This window comes from Halopenitus salinus (assembly GCF_055397165.1).
The window spans coordinates 2,337,786-2,358,994 of sequence record NZ_AP043853.1; the positions used below are offsets into that span (position 1 = coordinate 2,337,786).

Genomic DNA, 21,209 nt, shown 5'->3' on the forward strand with positions numbered 1-21,209 from the left:
GATCGCGTCCAACGGAGGGTATGAGTCTCCCCGAACTGCCGGACGGCTGGCGCGTCTGGAACGAGGAGCCCGAGGGTCGGGTCATCCTCGTTTTCCGTCCCGACGTGTTCTCCGGCGACGCCCTTCCCGCGGAGTGTCTGCCGACGATCTACGTGACCAACGGGTCCCGTCGCCGTCGCCCCGGCGCCGGCCAGTACCGCACCGGGGAGTGGCACGTCGTGTTGTTCCTCGAACCCGAGATCGAGGCGCTCGCCGAGACGTACGGGGAACGCGAGACGGCGCTCGAGTCGGCGGCGGACGTCGCACGCCGGTTTTCGGACGGCGCGATCGACTATCGGGACCCATACCAACGGCCACGAGAGCGCTATTTCGAGGAACTCGACCGACTCGTCGGCGAGTGATTCGGGATCGAAACGACGAGTCGGCTCCGTGACCCTTCGTTCGTCACTCCAGGACGATCAGTACGTCACCCATGTCCACGCTGTCGCCCTCGGCGACGTGGACTCCGGCGACGGTGCCGCCGCGTTCGGCGACCACGTCGTTTTCCATCTTCATCGCCTCCAGCACGCAGACGACGTCGCCGGCGCCGACCTCGTCGCCCTCGGACACCTCGACGGAGAGGATCGTCCCCTGCATCTCCGCGTCGATGGACTCGCCGCCCTCGGCCACCTCGACGCCGTCGTCGCCCGACTCCTCGTCGGAATCGGACGGCGCGGACGGACGCGAGGACCGATCGGTTGAGCCGGCGGTCTCCGGGACCTGGATGGCAGGTGCGCCGTGTTCCTCCAACGAGACGTCGAAGCGCTTGCCGTTCACCTCCACGGTGAACTCGCGCTCTCCGGCCTCCTCGTCGGAGTCGTCGTCCCCCTCCGCCGTCGGGGCCGAGTCGTCCGCGTCCGGTCCCCATCGGCGCTGCGCGTCCGCGATCCGGTCGGGATCGAGCTCCTCGTCGAGGTACTTGGTCGTGTGGGTACCCTCGAGGAACCGGTCGTCCTCGAGCATCAGCCGGTGGAACGGGACGATGGTGGTCACGCCCTCGATGTCGTACTCGGCGAGCGCGCGCCTGGAGCGAGCGAGACACTCCTCGCGGTCGCCCCCCCAGACGATCAGCTTCGCGATCATCGAGTCGTAGTCCGTCACCAGCTCGTCGCCTTCACGGAGCGCGTCGTCGAGCCGGACGCCGATCCCGCCGGGCGGGTCGTAGGTCTCGAGGGTTCCGTCGCTCGCGGGCTGGAAGTCCTCGGCGGCGTTCTCCGCGTTGATCCGGAACTCGATCGCGTGGCCGTCGAGGTCGACGTCCTCCTGGGAGACGGACAGCTCCTCGCCGGCTCCGACCCGCAGCTGTTCCTTGACGATGTCGAGTCCCGTGAGCTCCTCGGTCACGGTGTGTTCGACCTGGATTCGGGTGTTGACCTCGAGGAAGTAGAAGTTCGTCTCCGGGCCGAGCGGTTCGTCGCGATCGCGGTCGGGATCCTCCTCGACGAGGAACTCGACGGTCCCGGCGTTGTAGTAGCCCGTCGCCGCGACGCCGCGGCGTGCCGCCTCCCCGATCCGCTCGCGAAGCTCCGTTGAGAGCGCCGGGGAGGGACCCTCCTCGATCACCTTCTGGTGGCGCCGCTGGAGCGAGCAGTCCCGTTCGCCGAGGTGGACCACGTTCCCGTGGCGGTCCGCGACGATCTGGACTTCGACGTGGCGCGGCGTCTCCAGGTACCGCTCCAGGTAGACGGAGTCGTTCGAGAAGTAGGCCTCGCCCTCACGTTTCGCCGACTCCAGCTTCGAGGCGGCCTCATCGGGCCCCTGAAGCACCTTCATTCCGCGGCCGCCGCCGCCGCCCTCGGCCTTGATGGCGATCGGATAGCCGTGTTCCTCGCCGAACTCGTGGATCGCCTCGACGTCCTCGACCGGCTCGGTCGTCCCCGGAACGATGGGAACGTCCGCCTCCCGCATCGACTGGCGGGCCTTCGTCTTCTCGCCGAGACGCTCCATGGCCTCGCTGGCCGGGCCGATCCACGTGATCCCCTCCTCGCGTTCGACCCGGTCGGCGAAGCTCGCGTTCTCGGCCAAAAAGCCGTATCCCGGGTGGATCGCGTCGGCGTCGGCCCGTCGTGCCGCGTCGACGATCGCCTCCTGGTCGAGGTAGGAGTCGGCCGCGCGGGCGGGACCGACGTTGTACGCCGAGTCGGCGTACCGCACGTGGCCGGCGTGCTTGTCGGCGTCGCTGTACACCGCGACCGTCTCGATCCCCAACTCCTCGCACGCGCGCATCACGCGGACCGCGATCTCGCCGCGGTTTGCCACAAGGACCGTATCGAACATTCCTGTGGGTGGTTTCCGCAAGCGGGTACCTGACTCTATCGGTTCTTCGTGGTATCGCGGGTCGTCGATCGTCGAACTCGCTCCCGCTCTCGATCCGAGCTGTGTCCCGCTCTCGATCCGAGCTGTGTCCCGCTCTCGATCCGAGCTGTGTCCCGCTCTCGATCCGAGCTGTGTCCCGCTCGACCGAGATCCTCACTCGGTCTCGGAGTCCGGGTCGACGACGTCGCCGGCGTCGGTGCGCTTTGCGTATACGTAGACCACGACCGCGGTCAGAAACCAGACGGGCGCGCCGACGCGAACGGCAAAGAGCACGCGTTCGCCCCACGTCTCCAGGGCGACCTGCGTCGACAACAACGCCACGATCGGGGCGCCGACGAGGATCGTGGCGACGAACGTGGTCTGCATCACCCACCCGTAGTCGACGCCCTCGACCTCGGTTCGTTCGACGGGTTGCACGCGAGCGACTTGGATCCCGGACCGTATCAATCCGCGGGGTTCTCCTCAGTCCGAGCTCAGCTGTCCGGCTTCGATCGGATCTCCCGCGGATGAACGGAGACGCTCGATCTCGTCCTCCGAGAGGTCGACGTACTGCATCAGGATGCCGACCTCCTGGGTGGTGAGCGCGCTCGGGTTCTCCGACAGCTTCCGTCGGAGTCTGTCGCGATCCATGATCGCGGTCGGCCGGTGGAACTCCAGGTTGCACTCGACGTAGTCCACCGCCGTCCGATCCAGCTCCTGTTCGACCATGTTGACCGACGTGCCCACGAGCTCCTCGAACTCGCGTTGACCCAAGGCGAGATACAGGATGGCGACGACGCCACGCATCCCGTCGCGGAGTTCGACGTCCGGATCCTCAAGCGCCTTGCGGACCTCCGTGGATGACCAGTACGGATAGAGGTGTCCGAACTCCCGGAACGCGTCCGTGATACGGTCCCTGATCCGTTGGCGGTACTTTCGGTCCCGATCGCCGTTGACTTCACGATCGCTTACGAGGTGCTCCCACAGGGTCTCGGTCAGCAGCCGTTTCGTTCGGGGGCCGCTCGTCATGGCGATCGTGGCGGGCGTCCCCTGTCGGAACGTCCGTCGGCGATGGGCTCACGCTCGAGCGCACACACGATCGCCACCGGGCCTCCGGAGATCCGCAGCGCCGGTTCCCCGGTACCGTGAGGGTTCGATTCGACCGTCGAGACGGATCGTTTCGAGGTCATCGACCGCCGGCTCCCGTTTCATGTCTCCCGCGATCGCCTCCCGAGGCGATCCCCCGTTCGTCGCCGAGCCACCTTCGAGACACCATGGATCCACGTATCCCTCCTCACCTCCAAAAGTCCCACAACCGTTTTCCGAGGCGGAAAATCGGGATCCGAACCCGGTATGGATTCACCCATGGCGTCCTCGGAGCGCGAGGCGTTCCGAAAACAGTTAAATCCGGGCAACCCGTGATCGAACTCACAACATGTGAGACCCGACGACTCTCACTCCATTTTCGACGTCTTCGGCGACGACTACACCCGTGAGATACTGGCTCTCGTCCACTCCGAGCCGATGACGGCCAAGGCCATCGCCGATCGCTGCAACAGTTCCCTTCCGACGGTCTATCGACGCCTCACCGTGCTACAGGACCTCGATCTCGTCACGCCGAGCATCCGATTCGACGAGGAGAAAAACAGACGGAACGTCTACGAGAGCAATCTACAGAGCGTGACGTTCGAACTCGAGGATGGCCACATCGAGGTGGACGTGACCTACAAGCGGGACATGAGCGACAAGTTCGAGGAGTTCTGGAGGGAGCTGCAGTGACCGGAGCGGCGAAAAGATACATACCGACCGCGCGAATACCTTTCCGGAGGTGAGTTCCATGGTCGCGCCGATCGTGTTCTGGTCGTTCATCGCGCTTAAGGGGTTACTCCTACTCGCCGGCGGAGGGTTGACCGTCATCAGCTACCGGACGTCGCGGCGCAACGAGAACGCGTCGTTCAGGTTCGCCACGTACGCGTTCCTGCTTTTCACCGCTGGAGTGCTGCTGGAGGGGATTTACGCCCTGTACGACCTTCAGGTCCACGGCGCGTACGAACTCGTCGGCGCCGAACTCCTCGCGATCAACAGCGCGGAAAGCGTCCTCATCCTCGCCGGGTTCGGCCTGTTTTTCTACTCGATCTACTCGCTTTGATCCGCGTCGATCGAGGCTGCAAGACTTAAAACGTCGACCGCGGAATCCTCGTGTATGACGACCACACGCGATCTCCGGAGAAAGGCCGGGGAGGAGCCGATCACGATGTTGACCGCCTACGACGCGCCGACGGCGGCGATCGTCGACGAGGTCGGCATCGACGTGATCCTGGTCGGAGACAGCATGGGGAACGCGGTGATGGGCTACGACTCGACGGTCCCGGTGACGATGGAGGACGTCGCGAGCAGGACGGGATCCGTCGTCCGCGCCACCGAGGACGCGCTCGTGGTCGCCGATCTCCCGTTTCTCTCCTTCGGCGTCGAGCAGTCGGAGTCGATCCACAACGCCGGACGGCTCCTCAAGGAGGAGGGCGCCGACGCCGTCAAGATCGAAAGCGGCCCCCACACCGTCGCCTTGACCGAGGCACTCTCGGACGTGGGAATCCCCGTGATGGCCCACATCGGATTGACGCCCCAACACGTCAACGAGATCGGCGGGTACCACCGCCAGGGGACCGAACGGGACGCCGCCGCGGAGACGCTCGAGATCGCGGCGGCCCACGAGGACGCCGGCGCCTTCGCCGTCGTGATCGAACACGTCCCCGCCAACCTCGCCGCGGCGATCACGGACCGGCTCGAGATCCCCACGATCGGGATCGGCGCCGGCCCGGACTGTGACGGACAGGTGCTCGTCAGCACGGACGTATTCGGCCTCTCCGACTGGTCGCCGCCGTTCGCCGAGCGGTTCGGCGACGTTCGCGGCGAGATGCGACGGGCGGCCGAATCCTACCGGGAGGCCGTCGAGAACGGGGAGTTCCCCGGTCCCGAACACGCCTCGATCGAGGAGGACCTGGAGGGCTTCGACGATCGCGAGTGATCCCGGCTGACTGGTGACACTCCGATCGGCTCGCCCTGGAACGTCATCCGACCTCGCTTTCGAGGAGTTCGTCGAGACGCTCGACGCGGTGGTCGCCGAGCACGCATCGCCCCCGCTCGCGGTGGCCGAGGCGTTCGACGTGGACCGCATCGAGCCCAGCGTTCCAGGCGGCGCCCACGTCGGCCTCGCCGTCGCCGGCGTAATACCCCCGGTGTGTGGTCGGGTCGACGTCGAGTTCCGCCATCGCCGTCCGAAGCGGGTCGGGATCCGGCTTCCACCCCGTGTCCGCATCGCAGCAGACGACCGCGTCGAAGTGGTCGCGAAGGTCGAGCCGGTCGAGGATCGGCTCGGTCAGAAACGACTGACAGTGCGTGATGAGCCCCGTCGGCCCCTCGATGTTGGCGAGCACGCGCTCGGCGTCGGGGTGGAGGTAGGTCGCCTCGGCGCGCGCGGTGGGGTCCTCCGCGGCGTGGAAGGCCGGCCAGAACTCGTCGGGATCGATCCCCCAGGTCCGTAGCGTCTCGTTTCGCGACCCGGCCAGTCCGTGCCAGAGGATCCGGACGCGATCGTCCGAGAACGCGTGGCCCATCCGATCCTCGACCCGGTCGAAGACCTCGCGCGTGTACGCCCACTCGGCGTCGACCAGCGTCCCGTCGAGGTCGAACAGGTGAACGTCGTACGCGCTATCGAGCATGTCCGAACGTACGGACCCGACGAAGATGGCCCTTGTGGTCGTCGAGGCGTCCGTTCCCCGGCCCGCCGTCGCGACGCGAGCAGGACCTCAGCGATCGCTGCCTCGACCAAGCAGGCGGTCGGCGAGACTGCCGAGCGACTTCATCGTCACGTTCACGTAGAGTCCGACGAGGAACGCGACCCCGGCGGTAAACCGGGCCGTCTCGGGCTGTCCGGGGGCGAGCAGAGCGGTCGAGAGGAGATACACCCCGGCGCCGAGGACCCACGCGACCGGGATCCGAAGCGCAAGCTCGACGAGGCGGTCCATGTCGTCCGTCTCGTCGTACGACTCGATGCCGGACATGAGCTTCGTGAAGATGTACCCCAACGCGCCCATCGACGCGTACAGATAGACGTACGCCGGAACGCTCACCCCGTCGCTCGATCCGCCGTCGGCGTCGACCAGACCGAACCCAAACGCGCCCGTGGAAACGACGACGCCGACGATCGACAACGCCGTGAACAGCGTGATGAGAAGCCAGTTCTTCCGCGCCCACGTGGTCGTAGGAGCCGTGGCGGACGCGTCGTGGCTCGTGGATCGACTCATGAACTCACCCCTGGACGGGCTCTCCGAAACTGTAGATCAACCAACACTCCGAAACCGTATAATACTACTCCCCGCCCCACCGATCTCCGTTCGGATCTCTCGTGGCCGGATACACCGATGCCGCTCGGCTGATCGACGGCGACACGCTTCGAGCGGTGCGCCTCGCGATCGGCGGCGATCTGGGGTCGTTTTCGCCACCCCCGGATCCCGATCCGGCGCTCGTCGACGTCGTCGATCGGCCCTTCGAGTCGGTGGAGGACGCCGCGGATCGCCTGTCGCGACTCGAGTCCCGGTTGCGCGAGCGGGGTGATCGACGCGCCGTGTTCTTGACCATCTACGCGCGGATGACCCGCGAGGTCCACGACGGGATCGAGGGCGGCATCTTCAGGGACCCGACCTGGATGCGACGGTACGTGATCGCGTTCGCGAACCACTACCGGCGGGCGTTTCTCGCGTTCGAACGCGGGGAACTCGAGCGGGTTCCGGACCCCTGGCGTATCGCGTTCGCCACCGCCGTTCGTGGCGACGCCCTCGTCGTACAGGACGCAGTTCTCGGCGTGAACGCCCACATCAACTACGACCTCGCGCTCGCGATCGACGAGATCGGCATGGACCCGAATCGAGCTGACAAACACGCCGATCACCGGGCCATCAACGGGATCTTGGCCCGTCTCGTCGACGTCCAACAGGACGCGCTCGCCGAGATCTACGCGGCCGGAATCGACGACGTCGACGCGGCGTTCGGCCGTCTCGACGAGGCGTTCACCCTGCTCTCGATGACCGAGGGCCGCGAGCAGGCGTGGCGGATCGCGACCGTGTTGACCGACGTCCACGTTCCGCCGATCGCGTCCTACGCGAGGTGGGTGCTGTGGGCCACCGCCACCGGCGGCGCGTTCTTCGCTCTCGGTCCCCGGCTCGATCCCACGCTTCGACGGACGCTTCACGCGGTCGAATCCGAGGGAACCGATCTGGACACGGCCGTCGAGTTGATCCGAACGCGACTCGAGGAGTCCGCGGCCACGTCCGACGCCCCACGCCGGTGACTCTCGCCATGGCGCGCGTGACTCTTCGGCCCGTTCCGACGTGTGAGGGTCCGATCGGAGCATCCGTCGTCCGCCCCACGGACACCGTCTGTTCTAAATAGTCTATATAGACATACATTGACGTTCGTAACCTATTCGACGGAGCGCGTCGTACGTCCCGGCATGACTGCGAGGAACGGATCGCTCGGGAGTGAGCCGCCGTGACCCAGACGGGTATCGAGGGCGCGCTGGTGGCGGAGCTCGACGGGCCGGTGACGCGGCTCGTCGTCGCGACCGCGCTCGGGCTGTTCCTCGGCCTCGAGCGCGAGTGGTCCCAGAAGACGGCGGGGATCCGTACGTTCGCGCTGATCAGCCTGCTCGGATCGGTGTTCGTGCTCCTCGATAGCGACCTGCTCCTCCTCGTCGGCGGCACGTTGATCGTCGCCCACGCGGTCCTGCTCGCGGTTCGCGGGCTGCTCGCCGAGGCGTACGACGGGCTCTCGTTGACGACGTCGATGTCCATGCTCGTCGCCTACAGCATCGGAGCGCTCGTCGGCGTCGGACGCTACATCGAGGCGGTGACGGTCGCCGTGTTGTCCTCGCTGCTCTTGGTGTTGAAACGCGAACTCCACGAGTTCGCCTGGGGGCTCTCGAAGGAGGAGGTCCGGTCGGCCACCGAGTTCGCGATCCTCGCGTTCGTGGTCTACCCGCTTTTGCCCGACGAGACGATGGGTCCCTGGAACGCCATCCAGCCGCGGGTCATCTGGCTCCTCGTGATCGCGATAAGCGCCATCGGCTTCGTCAACTACGTGCTCGTCAGACGCTACGAGGGCCGGGGACTCGCGGTCACCGGGTTCTTCGGCGGGCTCGTCAACTCGACCGCAGTCATCGCGGAGATGGCGAAACGTGCGGAATCGGATCCGGGGTTGCGGGACCTCGCCGTCGGCGCCATCCTCCTCGCCAACGCCGCGATGGCCCTGCGTAACGCCGTCGTGGTGGCGGCGTTCATTCCGGCCGAGGCGCTCGCTGTCGGCATCCCCCTCGGCGGAATCGCGGTCGCCGGCGTGGTCTCCTCGATGACGACGAGCGACTGGCACGCCGACGTCCGGACGGACCTCACCTCGCCGTTCAGCCTGCGGAACGCGCTCACCTTCGGGGCGCTGTTCCTCGTCGTGCTGCTCGCCTCCGCCGGGGCTCAAGAGACGTTCGGCGCCAGCGGGTTCGTTCTCACGACGTTCCTGGCGGGGCTCGTCTCCTCGGGCACCGCCGTGACGACCGCGGTCACGCTCGCGAGCACCGGACAGATCACTGCCACGACCGCCGTCTGGGGCGTCATCGCTGGAACGGCGGCGTCGATCCTCGTGAAGGTCGTCTTCGCCGCCACGATCGCCCGCGAACTGGTCCGGCCCGTTCTGGCCTACAGCCTCGTGTTGATCGCCGTCGGCGTCGGCCTCGGGGCCGCATCGCTACTCATCGTGTGAACCGTTCACTGACGCCGCGTCCACGAAGAGAACCGCGATCCCGAAGAGTGCAGATGTTCGTTAACCGTTTCCGAACATCTGGCGCATCATAGATCAAAAGGAACCACAACGGGGTCCCAAACCGATCCACCACACAGTAGTTCAGAATGCTGTGTTGAATAGCGGTGCTTGCGTGGACAGTCAGAGTTTGAGTCAGCTTGTGGGCCAGTGACGCGAGTGATTTCAAATACGGTGTTACCGCACCGCGGGCCAGAGGTCGCTATTCAACACACCTATGGAAACGCTGCTAGCCGACCAAACCACGTCTAGCGACAAAATGATTACGTCGTCCGGGGATCTGTTCCTTTCAGAGCCGGCAGGCGGTCGAAACGTGTCTGCGGTGCGGTCGCCGTCTAGCGATAGCAGATGCTAAAGAAAGGCTCCGACCGACCGCTGAGGGCCGCTAGTTTGGCGGCTCTCAGCTCTCTCGTCTGTCTGCCCGGCCAATGGCCATCATCGTTCGGAGAGGCGATCGTGTGACTCGGGACGCCAGCACGTGAAGCAGAGATTCACCTATTCGGCTCTGTTGAAATCCTTACCAACCTACTTGTTTATCAGAAAAAGACAATAGATTACCATTTATACAGTTGGCCTGGGTCGGGCGGGAATTCGCTAAGTTCGAGGTTGCGTGGGTACGGGTCGGAAAGGATTTCGGCTGGCTCACGAATCTCGCCACTGGTCAAATCGTATGATGCGAAGACACCGATATAGCTACCTTCGCGGTATCGTTTGATGTTGTGGTTTGAGAGTGCGCGGTGTATTCGGGGTTCTGCATCCGATGGCAGGTTATCGAGGTGTCGGCGGAGACCGTAGACAACTAACTCGCTGTCGTCTGAATTCCGTGCGCGAACGTGGAAGCGAACGCGATTGTCCTTCGTGTCGATCTCGATGATTTCCATGCCAGAATATGCGAAGCCCCAGAATCTTAGAAACTTGGGCTCTGTTGAGATACTCAGGAAATGATATATTCTGACCGGATGTGGTCAGTACAGATGATTAATTAAGTGCCTCGAATAAAAAGAATGAGATATGCCAGAAGGAAATCCTTCTACACTTTTTGAAAAGAAACGTGAGGGACGCCCACCAATAGATATTCTCGGTCTTGCAGCCGGATTAGCGGTGTTCGCAGCCCTCTCATTCTTGTTTGCGGCATTGTCCCAGTTATCGGGGCCAGTTGTTGAAACTGGGATCAGTCCTCAAACAGTCGCTGCTCTCCGATGGAGTGCGATAGGAATTGTACTTGGCGTACTGGCGGTCTTTGTATATCAAGGAAGGCTCATCGGCTGGTATGGAACACTCGTAGCGGCGGTGGTTGGTGTGATTCAGGCTGTGAGGATAGATATTCCATTAATGATATTGATTATCTACCTAACACTTCCGTTGATCGTGCTCACTCTCCTGTTGGTACGTCGTGACACATTTTTGCGTCGTTAGATACGCACCTTTCAGTGACCAGTTGTTTCAGACAAGAACTTATCTGAAGAAGAGGATTTCAACAGAACCACCTATTCGGGCTTTCCCGGATGCCGCGTCCCGCGGCATCCGGGCTGTAGCATCCATGACTCGGGTTTTTTCGCACACGGACCAGTCAACAGAACGTGCTCGATGGCACGTGAAATCCGTCGGTTTCTTGCGCCCTATATCTTGTTTCACTCTCCTAGGGTAGCAGAGTTTCCATCGAGTCAACAGAGCCAACAATTCATATCGGAGATTCACACTCGGGGCACCTCTCTCCCCCCTTCAGTAGATAGTCACTCGTCGTCGATGAGTTTCGTCTGCGCCGTTTTTTCGTGAATATGATCGGTTGTAAACACAGCTCCCTGCTGATTGAGTGTATTGAGTACAGTATCGTTGACATCACCAAATGCAAACACATGGGACGCGAACGGAGCCGAGTTGGGATCTTCCCCGAATGAGAGACGATGATCAATCATCCCGATGGCGGATGCCTCTGCGAGCGCCGTGTGCCACCAATCAGTGGACGTATCTCCCTTACACAAATACAGAATCGTATCAACATCGTCGCGGTACAGTTCGGAGACGACCTTATCAGTCCACTCCTTCATTCCCGAGTACGGTGGATTAACCCACACTGTGCCGAACCATGGCTGTACGAGTCCGTCGTCGGCCTCAGTGTACACAGACTCTGCAATCGGGCTTTCTTCCGCACCTGCAGCCGCATCGAGGTCGAAACCGCCGACCGCCTCTGCAAGCGGTCGCAGAAAATCTGGCGGTGTCGCCCACTCATCCGTTTCGGATGATGTGAATAAACTCATATCATTGGTCGGGTTCCCGCCGTCTGTCATCAATCGCATCTTTTGCCCATTATATCTAGCATGAGTTGTACCGACATCGTTGTTTCTCTCATCGTGGGGGGAAGCAGAGGAGATCTTTTTTGACATATATGGTAGTTGTGTATGTACTATCATTTCTTTTGCGACGGTTATCGACAAGGACGAGACGTGAACATATATTTGCTAGTGATGGCATCGAAATCGTAACAACCGTGACTGCGAAGCTCGACGTTGGGACTCTCACGCACACCCACGACTTACTCATTACTAAACATCATCTGTTTCGATCATCGGCCCATGGAGCCGCTCCGAAAGTCTTCGAGCTTGTTCCTTTTGATGAGGGGTTCGAAAGGGTACTGCCTGTTCTTTGTTAGGATTTTCCCTAACACTTATCGGAGCAGGGTGCGTCGACATACGTGTGGATGAGCGATGATGTCACCGTACTCGAAGATGAGATCGAGGCCTATGCCGACGGCACTGTTGCGCGGGTTCGCGTGCTCTCAGTCCCAACCTCGGACCGGTTTGAGGACGGGATCAAGTACGCATACCACTACGGCGAAGCCGGCGCGGACGAGCCGATCATCCGGTTCGACAACCACCACGGCGTCCACGAGCTCCACCTCGGGGGCGAGACCTTCGAGATCGACTACCCCGGTCTTGCGGAGATCTTCCGCGCGTGGCGGGCGGCGCTCCCAGAAGAGAAGCGCGACGACTGGTAGCGCGTTCGAGCACGGTGACCGACGTACTGGCCGCGACCGATTCCAACCGACAACCCCACACCACCCATGACTCAGACACTCCACGTTCGGATCAAGTCCGGCGACCGTAGCGACCTCGAAGAGCGCCTCGAAGCGATCGATGCCGGCGAGGACGTCGAACCCAGCGAGCCGACGCTCTCGATCGAGAACCTCGAAACGTTCGGCCGCGTCTTCCGCTCGACCAACCTCGAACTCTTAGAAGCAATCGTCGAACACGAGCCAGGGAGCATCCGCGAGCTCGCGCGCCTCGTTGACCGGAACCCGCCAGAAGTCCTCGAAAACGTGAACGAGCTGGCCGACTACGGCCTCCTCGAACTCGAAGAGGATGGCCGGGCGAAGCGGCCGGTCGTGTGGTACGACGAGATCGACGCCGACATCCCGCTCACGACTGGGTCGGGACAGGGGCGCAAGGCGAACGCCTGACCCAGCGGGGAGACACGGATGGGCGACGACGTCGACCCTGAGGATCCGCGTCCTAATGGTCACTACCACGTCGACCGCAACGCAGAGTGGTACTACGTCGACGACGACCTCGCGGGGACGATCGCCCTCGGGCCAGCGACCGACGGCGGGCCAGGTGACGACTGGGTGCTTACGCTCTCGGCCGCGACGCCGGACGGCGATCCCGATGCGGCCGAGCGTGTCGCCGTTCGCCTCACGCCGTGGGCGCTCCACGAACTCTACATCGAGGCGCGGAACCTCTCACCAGACGCTCGCCAAGCAGGACACAGTGCCGAGTGTGGGCTCTGCGGTGAGCAGGTCCCTCTCGATCTAGCGTGGCCGGACAACCGCAAGCGACCGTGTCACCCAGACTGCTACGCCGACGCGTTCGGTGCGCCGCTCTGGTACGATGGACAATAGTCGGGTGTCGACAGAGCGTCAAAGATGAGCGGCAACAGGCTTCTCGTCGCTGCTGGCGCGACCGTACTGTGGGTACTCTTTGGAGTGCTCTTGTTCGGGGTCACCAGCTGGGCGTCGGCCTTCGAACTCGCAGTCACCGGCCCGTTCTTCGACCTCTCATCGGTGCTTGATGCTTGGCGACTAGCTGGGGTTATCATCGGTGTCGCCGACGTCGCCCTCCTCTGGGACATGGCTACTGGGGGGTGAGGACGAAACACCGATACCTGTCCTGATACCCAGCCACCAGCTGCTCGTCCGGGAGGAATCATCGGCCTGTCCCTAAGATTAAGCGGCTCTGTTGAAATCCTATTCTTCAGACATGTTCATACCTGAAACAGTCGGTCGATGAGAGCTGCGAACTATCCTATGCTCGGAGATAAAACTAATAGACAGCGCATGGTACCCGGTTCTATGGGGTACAACGCCCTCGGCTTGGAGCAGGTCTTGCTACTCTTGCTGGGCGTCAGCATGGTTTTGATTGGTGGAGCAGGTTTACTCGGATTCTTCTAACTGAGCTTACTGTACTGAGCGGTTCGTGAGTCCACTGTACTGAGCGATTCATGAGTCCCCTGTATTGATTGTGATCAGGATATCTGTATTAGCGATCAAGAAATTCAACGGATCCAAATCGTTCTAAACGTGTCTGAATAATGTCTGAAGGCCACGAGGACGTAGTTGTACCAGTTGTGACACCGAAAGTCTCAACAGTTCCCTCTACGGTCGTATTGGACTCCTTCATTTGCTCACTGAGATAGGTGTATGCTGCAATCTGTAGTTGATACCGCTGGTGTGTTTTCTCGGTCGGTTCAGCTAATGCTATCTTCACATCTGACAGGATTCGCTCTCCGTTCGGGTACTCAATAACGAAGTCGATCTGTCCATGAATCTCGAACTCGACTCCGCCTGATTCGACAAGGCCATCGATGGGCCGCTCAACGCTTACGTCTGTTCGCGGATCCTCAATTCGCTCCCATAGATTGGAATCAACGAATCCTACGAGTACGCGCTCGAAGAACGCATACATAGCGTCACGCTCGGCGACGCTTGCTTCCGACGCAAGATCATCAATTACATCATCGAAAGTCTCTCGAACATTCGAATTCATCGCTCGTAGCGATGTTTCGGTAATCCCTCGGGCAACCAACTCCGTGAGCACTGCGTGGAGACACGTCCCGACTGCCTCGGGTCCCAGCTGATCAAATAAGAGTGGAAGATCGTCGGGGACATCGTTCGTGTCTGTGTGGAGCGATTCTCCAAGGAGATGTGGGATGGTGTACTTGTCGAGGTCTTCAGTCAACGGGTACATTGTCGAGGGATTCAGGAACCGTGGAATCCACTGTTCGAGCTCATTAGGCTGTGGTCGCCGGGTGACGACGTTAGCAGGGGATAGTTCGGATTTTGCGGGGCTCCATTGGGCGAACAAATCGACGTCGTTGACTCCGACTTCAATCGCGTCTCCGTTTGGGTCCGATCTATCGAGTTCTAATGTGTACGAGTCAGTTCCCTTCTGTCTGAATTGGAGACCGTCACGGATCGTATCTAGCCAGCGGTCACGAAGCTGATTTTCTCTAGTATCAAGCGGTAGGGGTACGATCAAATGGTCTCTAGCTCGTGTTAGCGCCACGTACAGCAATCGCCACACCTCTGCACGTTCATTTGCGACGACACGGCAGAGCCGCTCAGGACCGACGAGGTTCTGACGGTTCGTGGATTCACACACGGTGTCGGACCACTGAGCTGTCGCCCACCGAAGCCCGGTATCGCGGTCCCAGCCGCCCGGTGAGTCGTATAGTCCACCGTCGAACGGCGGGAGCGTAATGTCATTAGGAACATCGGTGTTTGTGGGTGGGGCGATTCCCGTGATTGATCCCTGTGTGACGAATCGTTGTGTATGGGGTCCCAGCGACCATACATTGAATCCGGGATCGGCGATGGCGACGACGTCGTCTTGATCACCTTTTGCGTCGTGTACAGTCCGGAACTCGACGTCGTACTCGCTGCCCACAGTGCTTGGTTGGGACGGCCCCTCACTGGGGCTCTCAAAGAAGGGTTGGACGAGCTCAACCAAGTCCCCAGGTGCGTAACGTGTCTCTCCCTCCCACTCGGTAATCGTCTCGACAAGCGCATCGAGATTTGCGACTCGCTGGGCGGGAGCGACACCGGACGCGAGTTCCCACGGATCTGCCCGAAGTGCGAGCGACTCGATTATCTCCTCGATATATACGCTGGCCGGCTGTCGGTGGACCATATCGCGTCTGTCACGGAGGCGGCGAAGTCCACGTAGCACGTGCTGCTGTTCCGCCGACATCCTGCTCACGTCGTCGAGCGCGTGATCTATGTCCCACTCTTGACTTTCAAAGGTATCCGTGTCGATATCGACTCCCAGTTCGGACCCCGTGAGCAGTGCCTTCGTTTGCTCCGGAGAACCGGGCTCTTGTAACCAGTCACAGACAGCGAATACTGTGCCGACCGCAGGGCAAGCAAATAGTCCCTCTGCCGCAGTGCGTACTCGGAGATTCTCGTTATCAAACGCCTTTTTGTACTCCGGCATCCGCGCTCTGCGCCGAAATAACACCGTGACGTTTAGAGGAGAACCGTGTTCGTCACAGAACGTTCCGTCCGCAAGCCCCTTTGCGATGTGAGTTGCTAACTTGTCTGCCTCGCCAACACCATCATCGGGAGACGCCCACGTGTCGGTTCCCGGGCGGCCAGCACCGTTAAACGCAGAGATATGAATGGCGGCATCATCATCTCCGTCACGGGCTGCCTGTAACCGGGGATATGCTACATCTAGACCACCCAGGTCTCCACGGGCTGGGTCGGTCAACATCGGTTCACCGATGGCGTTGATGCCCGCTGCGATATCGGGAACGCACCGGTATGTGGTCGTTGCGGTCCGATTTTCGTGAGGATCCCAGCTAATGCCGAGGTACTCTCCGTTGGTGGTCGCAGCGTCGAACCATGTCGGGTCTGCGTGTCGCCACAGGTAGATTCCCTGACGGACGTCTCCGCAGGCAAACACCCGTGAGCCTTCCGTCACGATATGTGACAGCGCGGCGTGCTGAATAGCAGAAACGTCCTGAGCCTCGTCGATGATCAAACTACGAATCCGTGATTGATACGTCTGTAAGACACGATCGCGGTGCGTGTCATTGACCTCACGAAGCGGCTCTGGGAGCCGAGATCGATCAACGGACTCGTCAAAGTACGCGTCCACGAGATATGCGACATCCGTGTGGGAGACGACACCCAATTCCCGGACGACGTCTTGGTAGACCGTGCGATAGGCCGCCAAAATCGTACAGAAGTCGTCGATCTGCTCAGACCATGCGTCGTACAGTTGGCGGTCGGCATCGAGCAGTCGCTCTTGGTCGGGCACAGCCACACGATCTCTGACGCGCTCTCCAACATCGTCGTCGCCGTCTTCTCCGCTACCGTTGACAAACCGCTCAACGGACTGTGCGATATCTTCGAAGGACTCGGATTTTCCGCCGGGGTATGTGGCATCCCGCGTCTGTGCCAATTCCGAGTGAAAATCCGCAGTCGACAGACGTTGATCGCGGCAGAACGTCACGGCGGATTTGAGCATCTCAGCTACACTATCGTCATACTCTCCCTCCGGATATGCGGCTTCTAGATCTCGGAGTCGTCGTTCGTGATCCGGGTCATCCTGAAGAGCCTCGTAACAGTTTCGGTGAGCTCGATGTAATAGCGCGTCATTACCAACTGAAGGCATCTCCTCGAATCCTGCGTCATGGGAGATCTCTTGTAGGACACCACGAAGGAGGCTGTCAACAGTTCCTACGTACGGGGCCTGGCGTGTACGCTGTAAGAGATATTCAAGCTCTTCGTCGGTGACTTCGGATGCGATGGAGACGAGATCGTGTTCAACAATGGTTCGCAGCCGATCGCATACCTTCGGGACGATGTCGGCAGCCTCGTCACGATTGAACGATATCACCGCGACGTGCTGTTCCGGCGTCGGATCACCAGCGACGTATCGGCGGAGGATATCCTCGGCGGCGATGTGGTGTGCGACGACGGATTTGCCGGCACCCGGAACACAATTTAGCGTGAAGAGCCCGGTCTCGTAATCGAAATAGGCATTCCTGATCGCCTGCTGTGCGCCCCTCAAAACGAGGGGATTGTCGTCGCCAATTTCACTCATTGTCATTTCACCTCTCCGGTGAGATATCTCTGAAGTTCCGGTGGAAGGTCCCGATCGGTTCCGACGAGTTGGCTTCTACTTGCTTCGGACACATGCTCGTTGTCGAGGTATTCAAGGAACGGGGATCGCGGGACATCCTCACCGTCTGTGGTCCGTGTATGCCGCATCACGACCGCACATCGGCTTGCAGCACGAAGTGTGTCCACGAACTGGTCTCGGTCTCGGCCGCCTGCCCACGCGGGCTGTGGTGCGAGAAGCCGTGATCGGCCCTCACCCCGAAAAACCGCTTCTCGGAATTCTGGTGGCAGAACTGACTCTGGTGGTTGCGGCCATCGTTCGGCGGTCAACCCCAGCGCGACTACGTATGGAACGTCGAGCGCCCAGACGTCGTTTGCTTCCAACACGTCCACGGCACGCGCGTTCGAGTGCTCTCTCCGCCCCGGTCGCTGTGTGACGATCACGCTGGCCAGTTCGGCGACGTCATCCCACGACTGTTCGACCGTTTTTTTGTCGAGTCGATCAGCGTATTTGTGACTCAGTTGTTCGACGAGCGTTCGAATACGCACGACAGCCCTTGCGTCAGTTTCCGTGTCGAGCAGTGCTGGCGAGTCTGTAGCTTTCGTCTCCGGAAGTCCGTGCTCAGCATATCCCTCAATGACATCACTGAGCAGTTCCCTCACGAGGCCTGGCTCCGGGTCGGGAGCAGCACTTACCCAGTCCACGTACTTCCAAATGCGGTCGTCCACGTCACCAGAAGCTTCGATTACGTCTTTCCACCCCCTGGTAGTCCGCGATTCGCGCGGAAGCCGCCTGATCGCTTTCGACACTGTCGCGGGGTCAATCGGCCATGTATCGGATACTTCTCCGGTCGGCGACCAGCCCAGTTCGAGTGGCCGAAGTAGGGTATCGAGTTCTATAGACGACTCAGAAAGCGTTTCACAGACAGCATCAACGAGAGCATATGGCCGTGTCCGAGTTACTCGGAGCTGTGTCCAAAACACTGGTGTGAGTCCATATTGGATGGCCGCTCGGAACAACGGTTCTTCGTAGGGGTCGAGGTCGCGGACGACGACAGCCACGTCGCGGATCGAAACATCTTGGTCACACAGCGCGGCCACGACCGCCATCGCGCTTCTCGCTTCCTCTCGCTGCGTCGACGACACGATTTCGACTGTGGGGGTTTCTGGTGGATCGATCGGCCGTGTGAGCGTGAAACGGTCCGATGCGGTCATTCGAACACCTCTGTCCCGGGACCAGTGACTGCAAGTAGGTGCCGTGCCCGCTTTTTGAGGTACACTCCACTTTCAGAGCGGAAATGGATGTGGACCTTAACTTCCGTTGTCGCAAGAATTCCATGGACGAGATCAGTGTGAGGTGCGGAAAGACTGCTGAGTCCGAGTAGCGTGAGCCGTTCGATATGCGGATACGCGCTTTCCCACACAGAACCATCCGTTGCCACGAGTGTTTGAGTCGCTCGTCGGACCAGTTCTGTTTCCGAGATTGCCTTTGAGGTCCGCTCCCGGAGATTACGTTCCACGCCAAGCGCGATGTCGAGAAGCTCTGTAGCCGTTGCGTCGATCGGACTGTACAAATCACCGGCCGTATCTCGCCACGCTGCGACTCGTTCAGGGTGAAAATTTGTGACTGTCTCTACTTCCGTGCGAATTTGTTCGATCTGCTGTGGCTCACGCGAAGCAAGCCGGGATGAGAATGCGATGTCTGGCGACTCCTGAGACATCGAATCCTCAAGAACTGAACGGAGCAGGCTCAAGCGATCGATCCGGTCGATAGTTGCAGTCGGACGTTCATTCGACTCTAGGAGCCGTTTGCTGAGCTGAACGGGGTCTTCGAACGAGAAGGCGTCTTTCGGGAGATGCTCTTCCCGAAGCCGCCGCTGAACGTTCCGCTGATGGAGTTCAACCGGAGACACTACGAGTTCTGTCGGTCGTGTACACTGACGGGCCCTCTCGAAGAGCTCGTCTTCGTCAGCGACGTGTAGCGTCAGTTGTTCCTCTTCGCTATCGACCAGCCTCTGATCGCCTTCCATGGATTCTCGACGGTATCTATCCGTTTCCACGTCTACAGTGTCCTCCCGTGAACCATTGTCAGTCACTATATATCGGCCTCTTCGAACAATCCCGCTAATCGGTCGACGACTTCATCAAGTTCATTTGCATCCATCGGCGCGTCAGGGTGCTCACTGTCGTCGAGGGGGACTCTAAGCGCACCTGCCCTCTTGTTGATGTAAAATGTCGCCCTATACGACCGGCCAAAGAGCATCCCAACAGTCGAATGGGAGACCCCGGCATCAAGAAGTCGCCGTAAGAGCTCGTCTCGAAGCCCGTCCACTAGTTCTTTCTCGCTTGTGGGCAATCTGGCTCGGACAGTGCGCCCGATGTCAGCAGGATATCCCCATTCACCAGTGTCGAGGTCTTTATCAACCAGTGGTTGGTTCAATGAGCTCACCTTCCGATCGACAGACATCAACGTCCACAGGCGCTCAATGATCGATGTCCGAGTCGATCCATCGGTGGCTTCTCTGATCTCGCTAGTTGTCGCTGGCCCGTTCTCGTAGAGGTAAGTGAGAATTCCGTAGTCTTTGTACAGCAGGGTAACCTCGGCGGCGATGTCGTCGAGGTCGAACGGAAGGTCATCGGCCGTTATCCGCTGAGTGACCAAGTGATGGCACGGAATACACATTGTCGTCCCGTTGTCTGGGTGGTCACGGTCGACGTATTCCGGATTCTCTTGCATATGGTGTGCTTCCAAGTCGATATTCCCACCGCGTTCAGGGCCCAACCGTGCACATACCTGACACCGATACCGGTCTCGTTCGAGGATCTCTTCCCTAACACTCGTCGGGAACGTGTTGTATCCCCCGTTACGAACCATCTGTCACCCCCGTGTACGCTTCATCGCTATACGGGGTGACGTCTTCTGCCAGTAACCATCGGGAAAGAATTTGTTTAGCGTCGGAATCAACCTTCCAACGCGAGTATAACTCGATCACACTAACAAACAGGTTTGAGTTACTATTCACCGGGGAAAGACACTCCAATAGTTGGTTCGTCTGGTCGAACTGATTCGTCAGTTTCCGAATTACCGATCCGTCGATCAGATCGTCCTCAGAGGTGCGAGTCATTCAGAATCCTCTGGTTCGTAGCACGCGCTTGTTATCTCCCGAATGTGTTGAGCGACGGGTTTCGTTACCTCGGTTGATTCGACCTGTTTAGCTCTCTCGTCGTAAGCGATGACGCCTATGTCGTCTAGCATTCCCAGGTGTGACTGTATCAGTGCGATATACACTGTCGTCCGCTGTTCACCCGATACTTCACCAGGATCGATGAGATTCTCGATCGCAGCAATTTCCCGAGCGAGCTCAGAGACGGACACTACACCGTCCGTCTGAGAAAGCGACAGGAGAACCTGCCGTCTTCGGCTATTGGACACAGCTTGGAACGCGTCATCGGGATCAAGAGGCATCGCGCTGTCTTGATTTGGTTCTGTCATCGAACCTCCTCAGCGAGATTTTTACCACGATGTGTGAGGACGATCAACTCGTGCCCAGAGTCACCGATTAGATCGAGATAGCCCCAGTCTGCAAGTTCACACAGTCGTTCCCCAAGCGTCTCTGAAGTCAATTCAGTTTTTACTAGGAGGTCTCTGCGTGTCGTCGTTCCTCCGACAGCGCGTGTTTCCGCGACGATTCGTGCGTCTTGTGTGTCGTGTGCGGAGAGTGATTCCTCGGTCCTCCGAGAGGCAGAGTTATCACTCTCGACACGGTTAGTGTCGTTTGCTGTCATTGGTGGCAGCGTTGTTCCCCGGTGTCATCGCACCGGGGGGCGTTTTCAGCCACTTGTGGGTAATGGATCGATTATAAAAACTATTTGTATATTAAGTGAAACTCCC

General features: G+C 60.3%; 22 protein-coding genes. 11 read left to right on the forward strand and 11 right to left on the reverse strand.

The genetic code is table 11. From position 1 onward, the window contains the following. The first annotated feature begins 20 nt into the window (after nucleotides 1-20). A complete protein-coding gene (locus tag ACZ5YD_RS13490) occupies nucleotides 21-401 on the forward strand; it encodes a DUF5820 family protein (protein ID WP_379741262.1) in 381 nt (126 codons plus the stop codon). A 43-nt stretch (nucleotides 402-444) separates the two neighbouring features. Here ACZ5YD_RS13490 and ACZ5YD_RS13495 read toward each other — a convergent pair whose 3' ends face one another. From ACZ5YD_RS13495 to ACZ5YD_RS13505, 3 genes are all read right to left on the reverse strand, one after another. Next, nucleotides 445-2,316, reverse strand: coding sequence for an acetyl-CoA carboxylase biotin carboxylase subunit (locus ACZ5YD_RS13495; protein ID WP_379741259.1), 1,872 nt, complete (start codon nucleotides 2,314-2,316; stop codon nucleotides 445-447). A 192-nt stretch (nucleotides 2,317-2,508) separates the two neighbouring features. After that, nucleotides 2,509-2,772, reverse strand: a complete 264-nt coding sequence (locus tag ACZ5YD_RS13500) for a DUF5822 domain-containing protein (RefSeq protein WP_379741256.1) — start codon at nucleotides 2,770-2,772, stop codon at nucleotides 2,509-2,511. Nucleotides 2,773-2,817: 45 nt separating this feature from the next. Further along, nucleotides 2,818-3,363 carry a hypothetical protein gene (locus ACZ5YD_RS13505; RefSeq protein WP_379741253.1) on the reverse strand — a complete coding sequence of 182 codons (546 nt, stop codon included), beginning with the start codon at nucleotides 3,361-3,363 and terminating at the stop codon, nucleotides 2,818-2,820. Nucleotides 3,364-3,771: 408 nt separating this feature from the next. Here ACZ5YD_RS13505 and ACZ5YD_RS13510 point away from each other — a divergent pair, with 408 nt between their 5' ends. From ACZ5YD_RS13510 to panB, 3 genes are read left to right on the forward strand one after another with little or no spacing between them, the layout of a single operon-like run. Continuing rightward, entirely contained in the window at nucleotides 3,772-4,113 is a 342-nt protein-coding gene (locus ACZ5YD_RS13510; protein ID WP_379741251.1) for a winged helix-turn-helix domain-containing protein, read from the forward strand. 58 nt (nucleotides 4,114-4,171) lie between these two features. Beyond that, nucleotides 4,172-4,483, forward strand: a complete 312-nt coding sequence (locus ACZ5YD_RS13515) for a DUF7521 family protein (RefSeq protein WP_379741248.1) — start codon at nucleotides 4,172-4,174, stop codon at nucleotides 4,481-4,483. Between the two features lie 54 nt (nucleotides 4,484-4,537). After that, nucleotides 4,538-5,359, forward strand: a complete 822-nt coding sequence (gene panB, locus ACZ5YD_RS13520; RefSeq protein WP_379741245.1) for a 3-methyl-2-oxobutanoate hydroxymethyltransferase — start codon at nucleotides 4,538-4,540, stop codon at nucleotides 5,357-5,359. A 43-nt stretch (nucleotides 5,360-5,402) separates the two neighbouring features. Here panB and ACZ5YD_RS13525 read toward each other — a convergent pair whose 3' ends face one another. Together ACZ5YD_RS13525 and ACZ5YD_RS13530 are read right to left on the reverse strand one after the other, a co-directional pair. Next, nucleotides 5,403-6,053, reverse strand: a complete 651-nt coding sequence (locus ACZ5YD_RS13525) for an HAD family hydrolase (protein WP_379741242.1) — start codon at nucleotides 6,051-6,053, stop codon at nucleotides 5,403-5,405. Between the two features lie 87 nt (nucleotides 6,054-6,140). Then, nucleotides 6,141-6,638: a hypothetical protein gene (locus tag ACZ5YD_RS13530; RefSeq protein WP_379741239.1), complete on the reverse strand. Its 498-nt coding sequence runs from the start codon at nucleotides 6,636-6,638 to the stop codon at nucleotides 6,141-6,143. Nucleotides 6,639-6,739: 101 nt separating this feature from the next. On the opposite strand from ACZ5YD_RS13530, the gene ACZ5YD_RS13535 reads away from it, so the two are divergent. The 3 genes from ACZ5YD_RS13535 (at nucleotide 6,740) to ACZ5YD_RS13545 (ending at nucleotide 10,614) form a co-directional block, all read left to right on the forward strand. Beyond that, nucleotides 6,740-7,681: a DUF5995 family protein gene (locus ACZ5YD_RS13535; RefSeq protein WP_379741236.1), complete on the forward strand. Its 942-nt coding sequence runs from the start codon at nucleotides 6,740-6,742 to the stop codon at nucleotides 7,679-7,681. 200 nt (nucleotides 7,682-7,881) lie between these two features. Continuing rightward, nucleotides 7,882-9,141 (forward strand): MgtC/SapB family protein, encoded by a 1,260-nt coding sequence (locus ACZ5YD_RS13540; protein WP_379741233.1) that lies wholly within the window; start codon nucleotides 7,882-7,884, stop codon nucleotides 9,139-9,141. Nucleotides 9,142-10,209: 1,068 nt separating this feature from the next. After that, the gene (locus ACZ5YD_RS13545; protein ID WP_379741230.1) at nucleotides 10,210-10,614 is read left to right on the forward strand and encodes a hypothetical protein; all 405 of its coding nucleotides are present in this window, start codon (nucleotides 10,210-10,212) and stop codon (nucleotides 10,612-10,614) included. A 317-nt stretch (nucleotides 10,615-10,931) separates the two neighbouring features. On the opposite strand, the gene ACZ5YD_RS13550 is transcribed toward ACZ5YD_RS13545, so the two are convergent. Further along, nucleotides 10,932-11,582: a DNA N-6-adenine-methyltransferase gene (locus tag ACZ5YD_RS13550; RefSeq protein ID WP_379741227.1), complete on the reverse strand. Its 651-nt coding sequence runs from the start codon at nucleotides 11,580-11,582 to the stop codon at nucleotides 10,932-10,934. A 314-nt stretch (nucleotides 11,583-11,896) separates the two neighbouring features. Between ACZ5YD_RS13550 and ACZ5YD_RS13555 the strand changes: the two genes are divergently transcribed. From ACZ5YD_RS13555 to ACZ5YD_RS13570, 4 genes are all read left to right on the forward strand, one after another. Then, a complete protein-coding gene (locus ACZ5YD_RS13555; RefSeq protein ID WP_379741224.1) occupies nucleotides 11,897-12,193 on the forward strand; it encodes a toxin-antitoxin system TumE family protein in 297 nt (98 codons plus the stop codon). A 66-nt stretch (nucleotides 12,194-12,259) separates the two neighbouring features. Beyond that, the gene (locus tag ACZ5YD_RS13560) at nucleotides 12,260-12,655 is read left to right on the forward strand and encodes an HVO_A0114 family putative DNA-binding protein (RefSeq protein ID WP_379741222.1); all 396 of its coding nucleotides are present in this window, start codon (nucleotides 12,260-12,262) and stop codon (nucleotides 12,653-12,655) included. Between the two features lie 18 nt (nucleotides 12,656-12,673). Further along, complete coding sequence (locus ACZ5YD_RS13565; protein WP_379741220.1) at nucleotides 12,674-13,093, forward strand: DUF8161 domain-containing protein; 420 nt, start codon at nucleotides 12,674-12,676, stop codon at nucleotides 13,091-13,093. Between the two features lie 24 nt (nucleotides 13,094-13,117). Then, a complete protein-coding gene (locus ACZ5YD_RS13570) occupies nucleotides 13,118-13,339 on the forward strand; it encodes a hypothetical protein (protein WP_379741217.1) in 222 nt (73 codons plus the stop codon). 391 nt (nucleotides 13,340-13,730) lie between these two features. On the opposite strand, the gene ACZ5YD_RS13575 is transcribed toward ACZ5YD_RS13570, so the two are convergent. The 5 genes from ACZ5YD_RS13575 to ACZ5YD_RS13595 form a co-directional block, all read right to left on the reverse strand. Next, complete coding sequence (locus ACZ5YD_RS13575) at nucleotides 13,731-17,300, reverse strand: UvrD-helicase domain-containing protein (RefSeq protein ID WP_379741214.1); 3,570 nt, start codon at nucleotides 17,298-17,300, stop codon at nucleotides 13,731-13,733. A 2-nt stretch (nucleotides 17,301-17,302) separates the two neighbouring features. Continuing rightward, the gene (locus ACZ5YD_RS13580; RefSeq protein ID WP_379741211.1) at nucleotides 17,303-18,532 is read right to left on the reverse strand and encodes a PD-(D/E)XK nuclease family protein; all 1,230 of its coding nucleotides are present in this window, start codon (nucleotides 18,530-18,532) and stop codon (nucleotides 17,303-17,305) included. Next, nucleotides 18,529-19,413, reverse strand: coding sequence for a hypothetical protein (locus tag ACZ5YD_RS13585; RefSeq protein ID WP_379741208.1), 885 nt, complete (start codon nucleotides 19,411-19,413; stop codon nucleotides 18,529-18,531). The genes ACZ5YD_RS13580 and ACZ5YD_RS13585 overlap by 4 nt, the downstream gene beginning before the upstream one ends. Then, nucleotides 19,413-20,054, reverse strand: coding sequence for an HNH endonuclease (locus tag ACZ5YD_RS13590; protein WP_379741205.1), 642 nt, complete (start codon nucleotides 20,052-20,054; stop codon nucleotides 19,413-19,415). The genes ACZ5YD_RS13585 and ACZ5YD_RS13590 overlap by 1 nt, the downstream gene beginning before the upstream one ends. Nucleotides 20,055-20,438: 384 nt before the next feature. After that, nucleotides 20,439-20,810, reverse strand: coding sequence for a DUF7344 domain-containing protein (locus ACZ5YD_RS13595; protein ID WP_379741202.1), 372 nt, complete (start codon nucleotides 20,808-20,810; stop codon nucleotides 20,439-20,441). Between the last annotated feature and the right edge of the window lie 399 nt (nucleotides 20,811-21,209).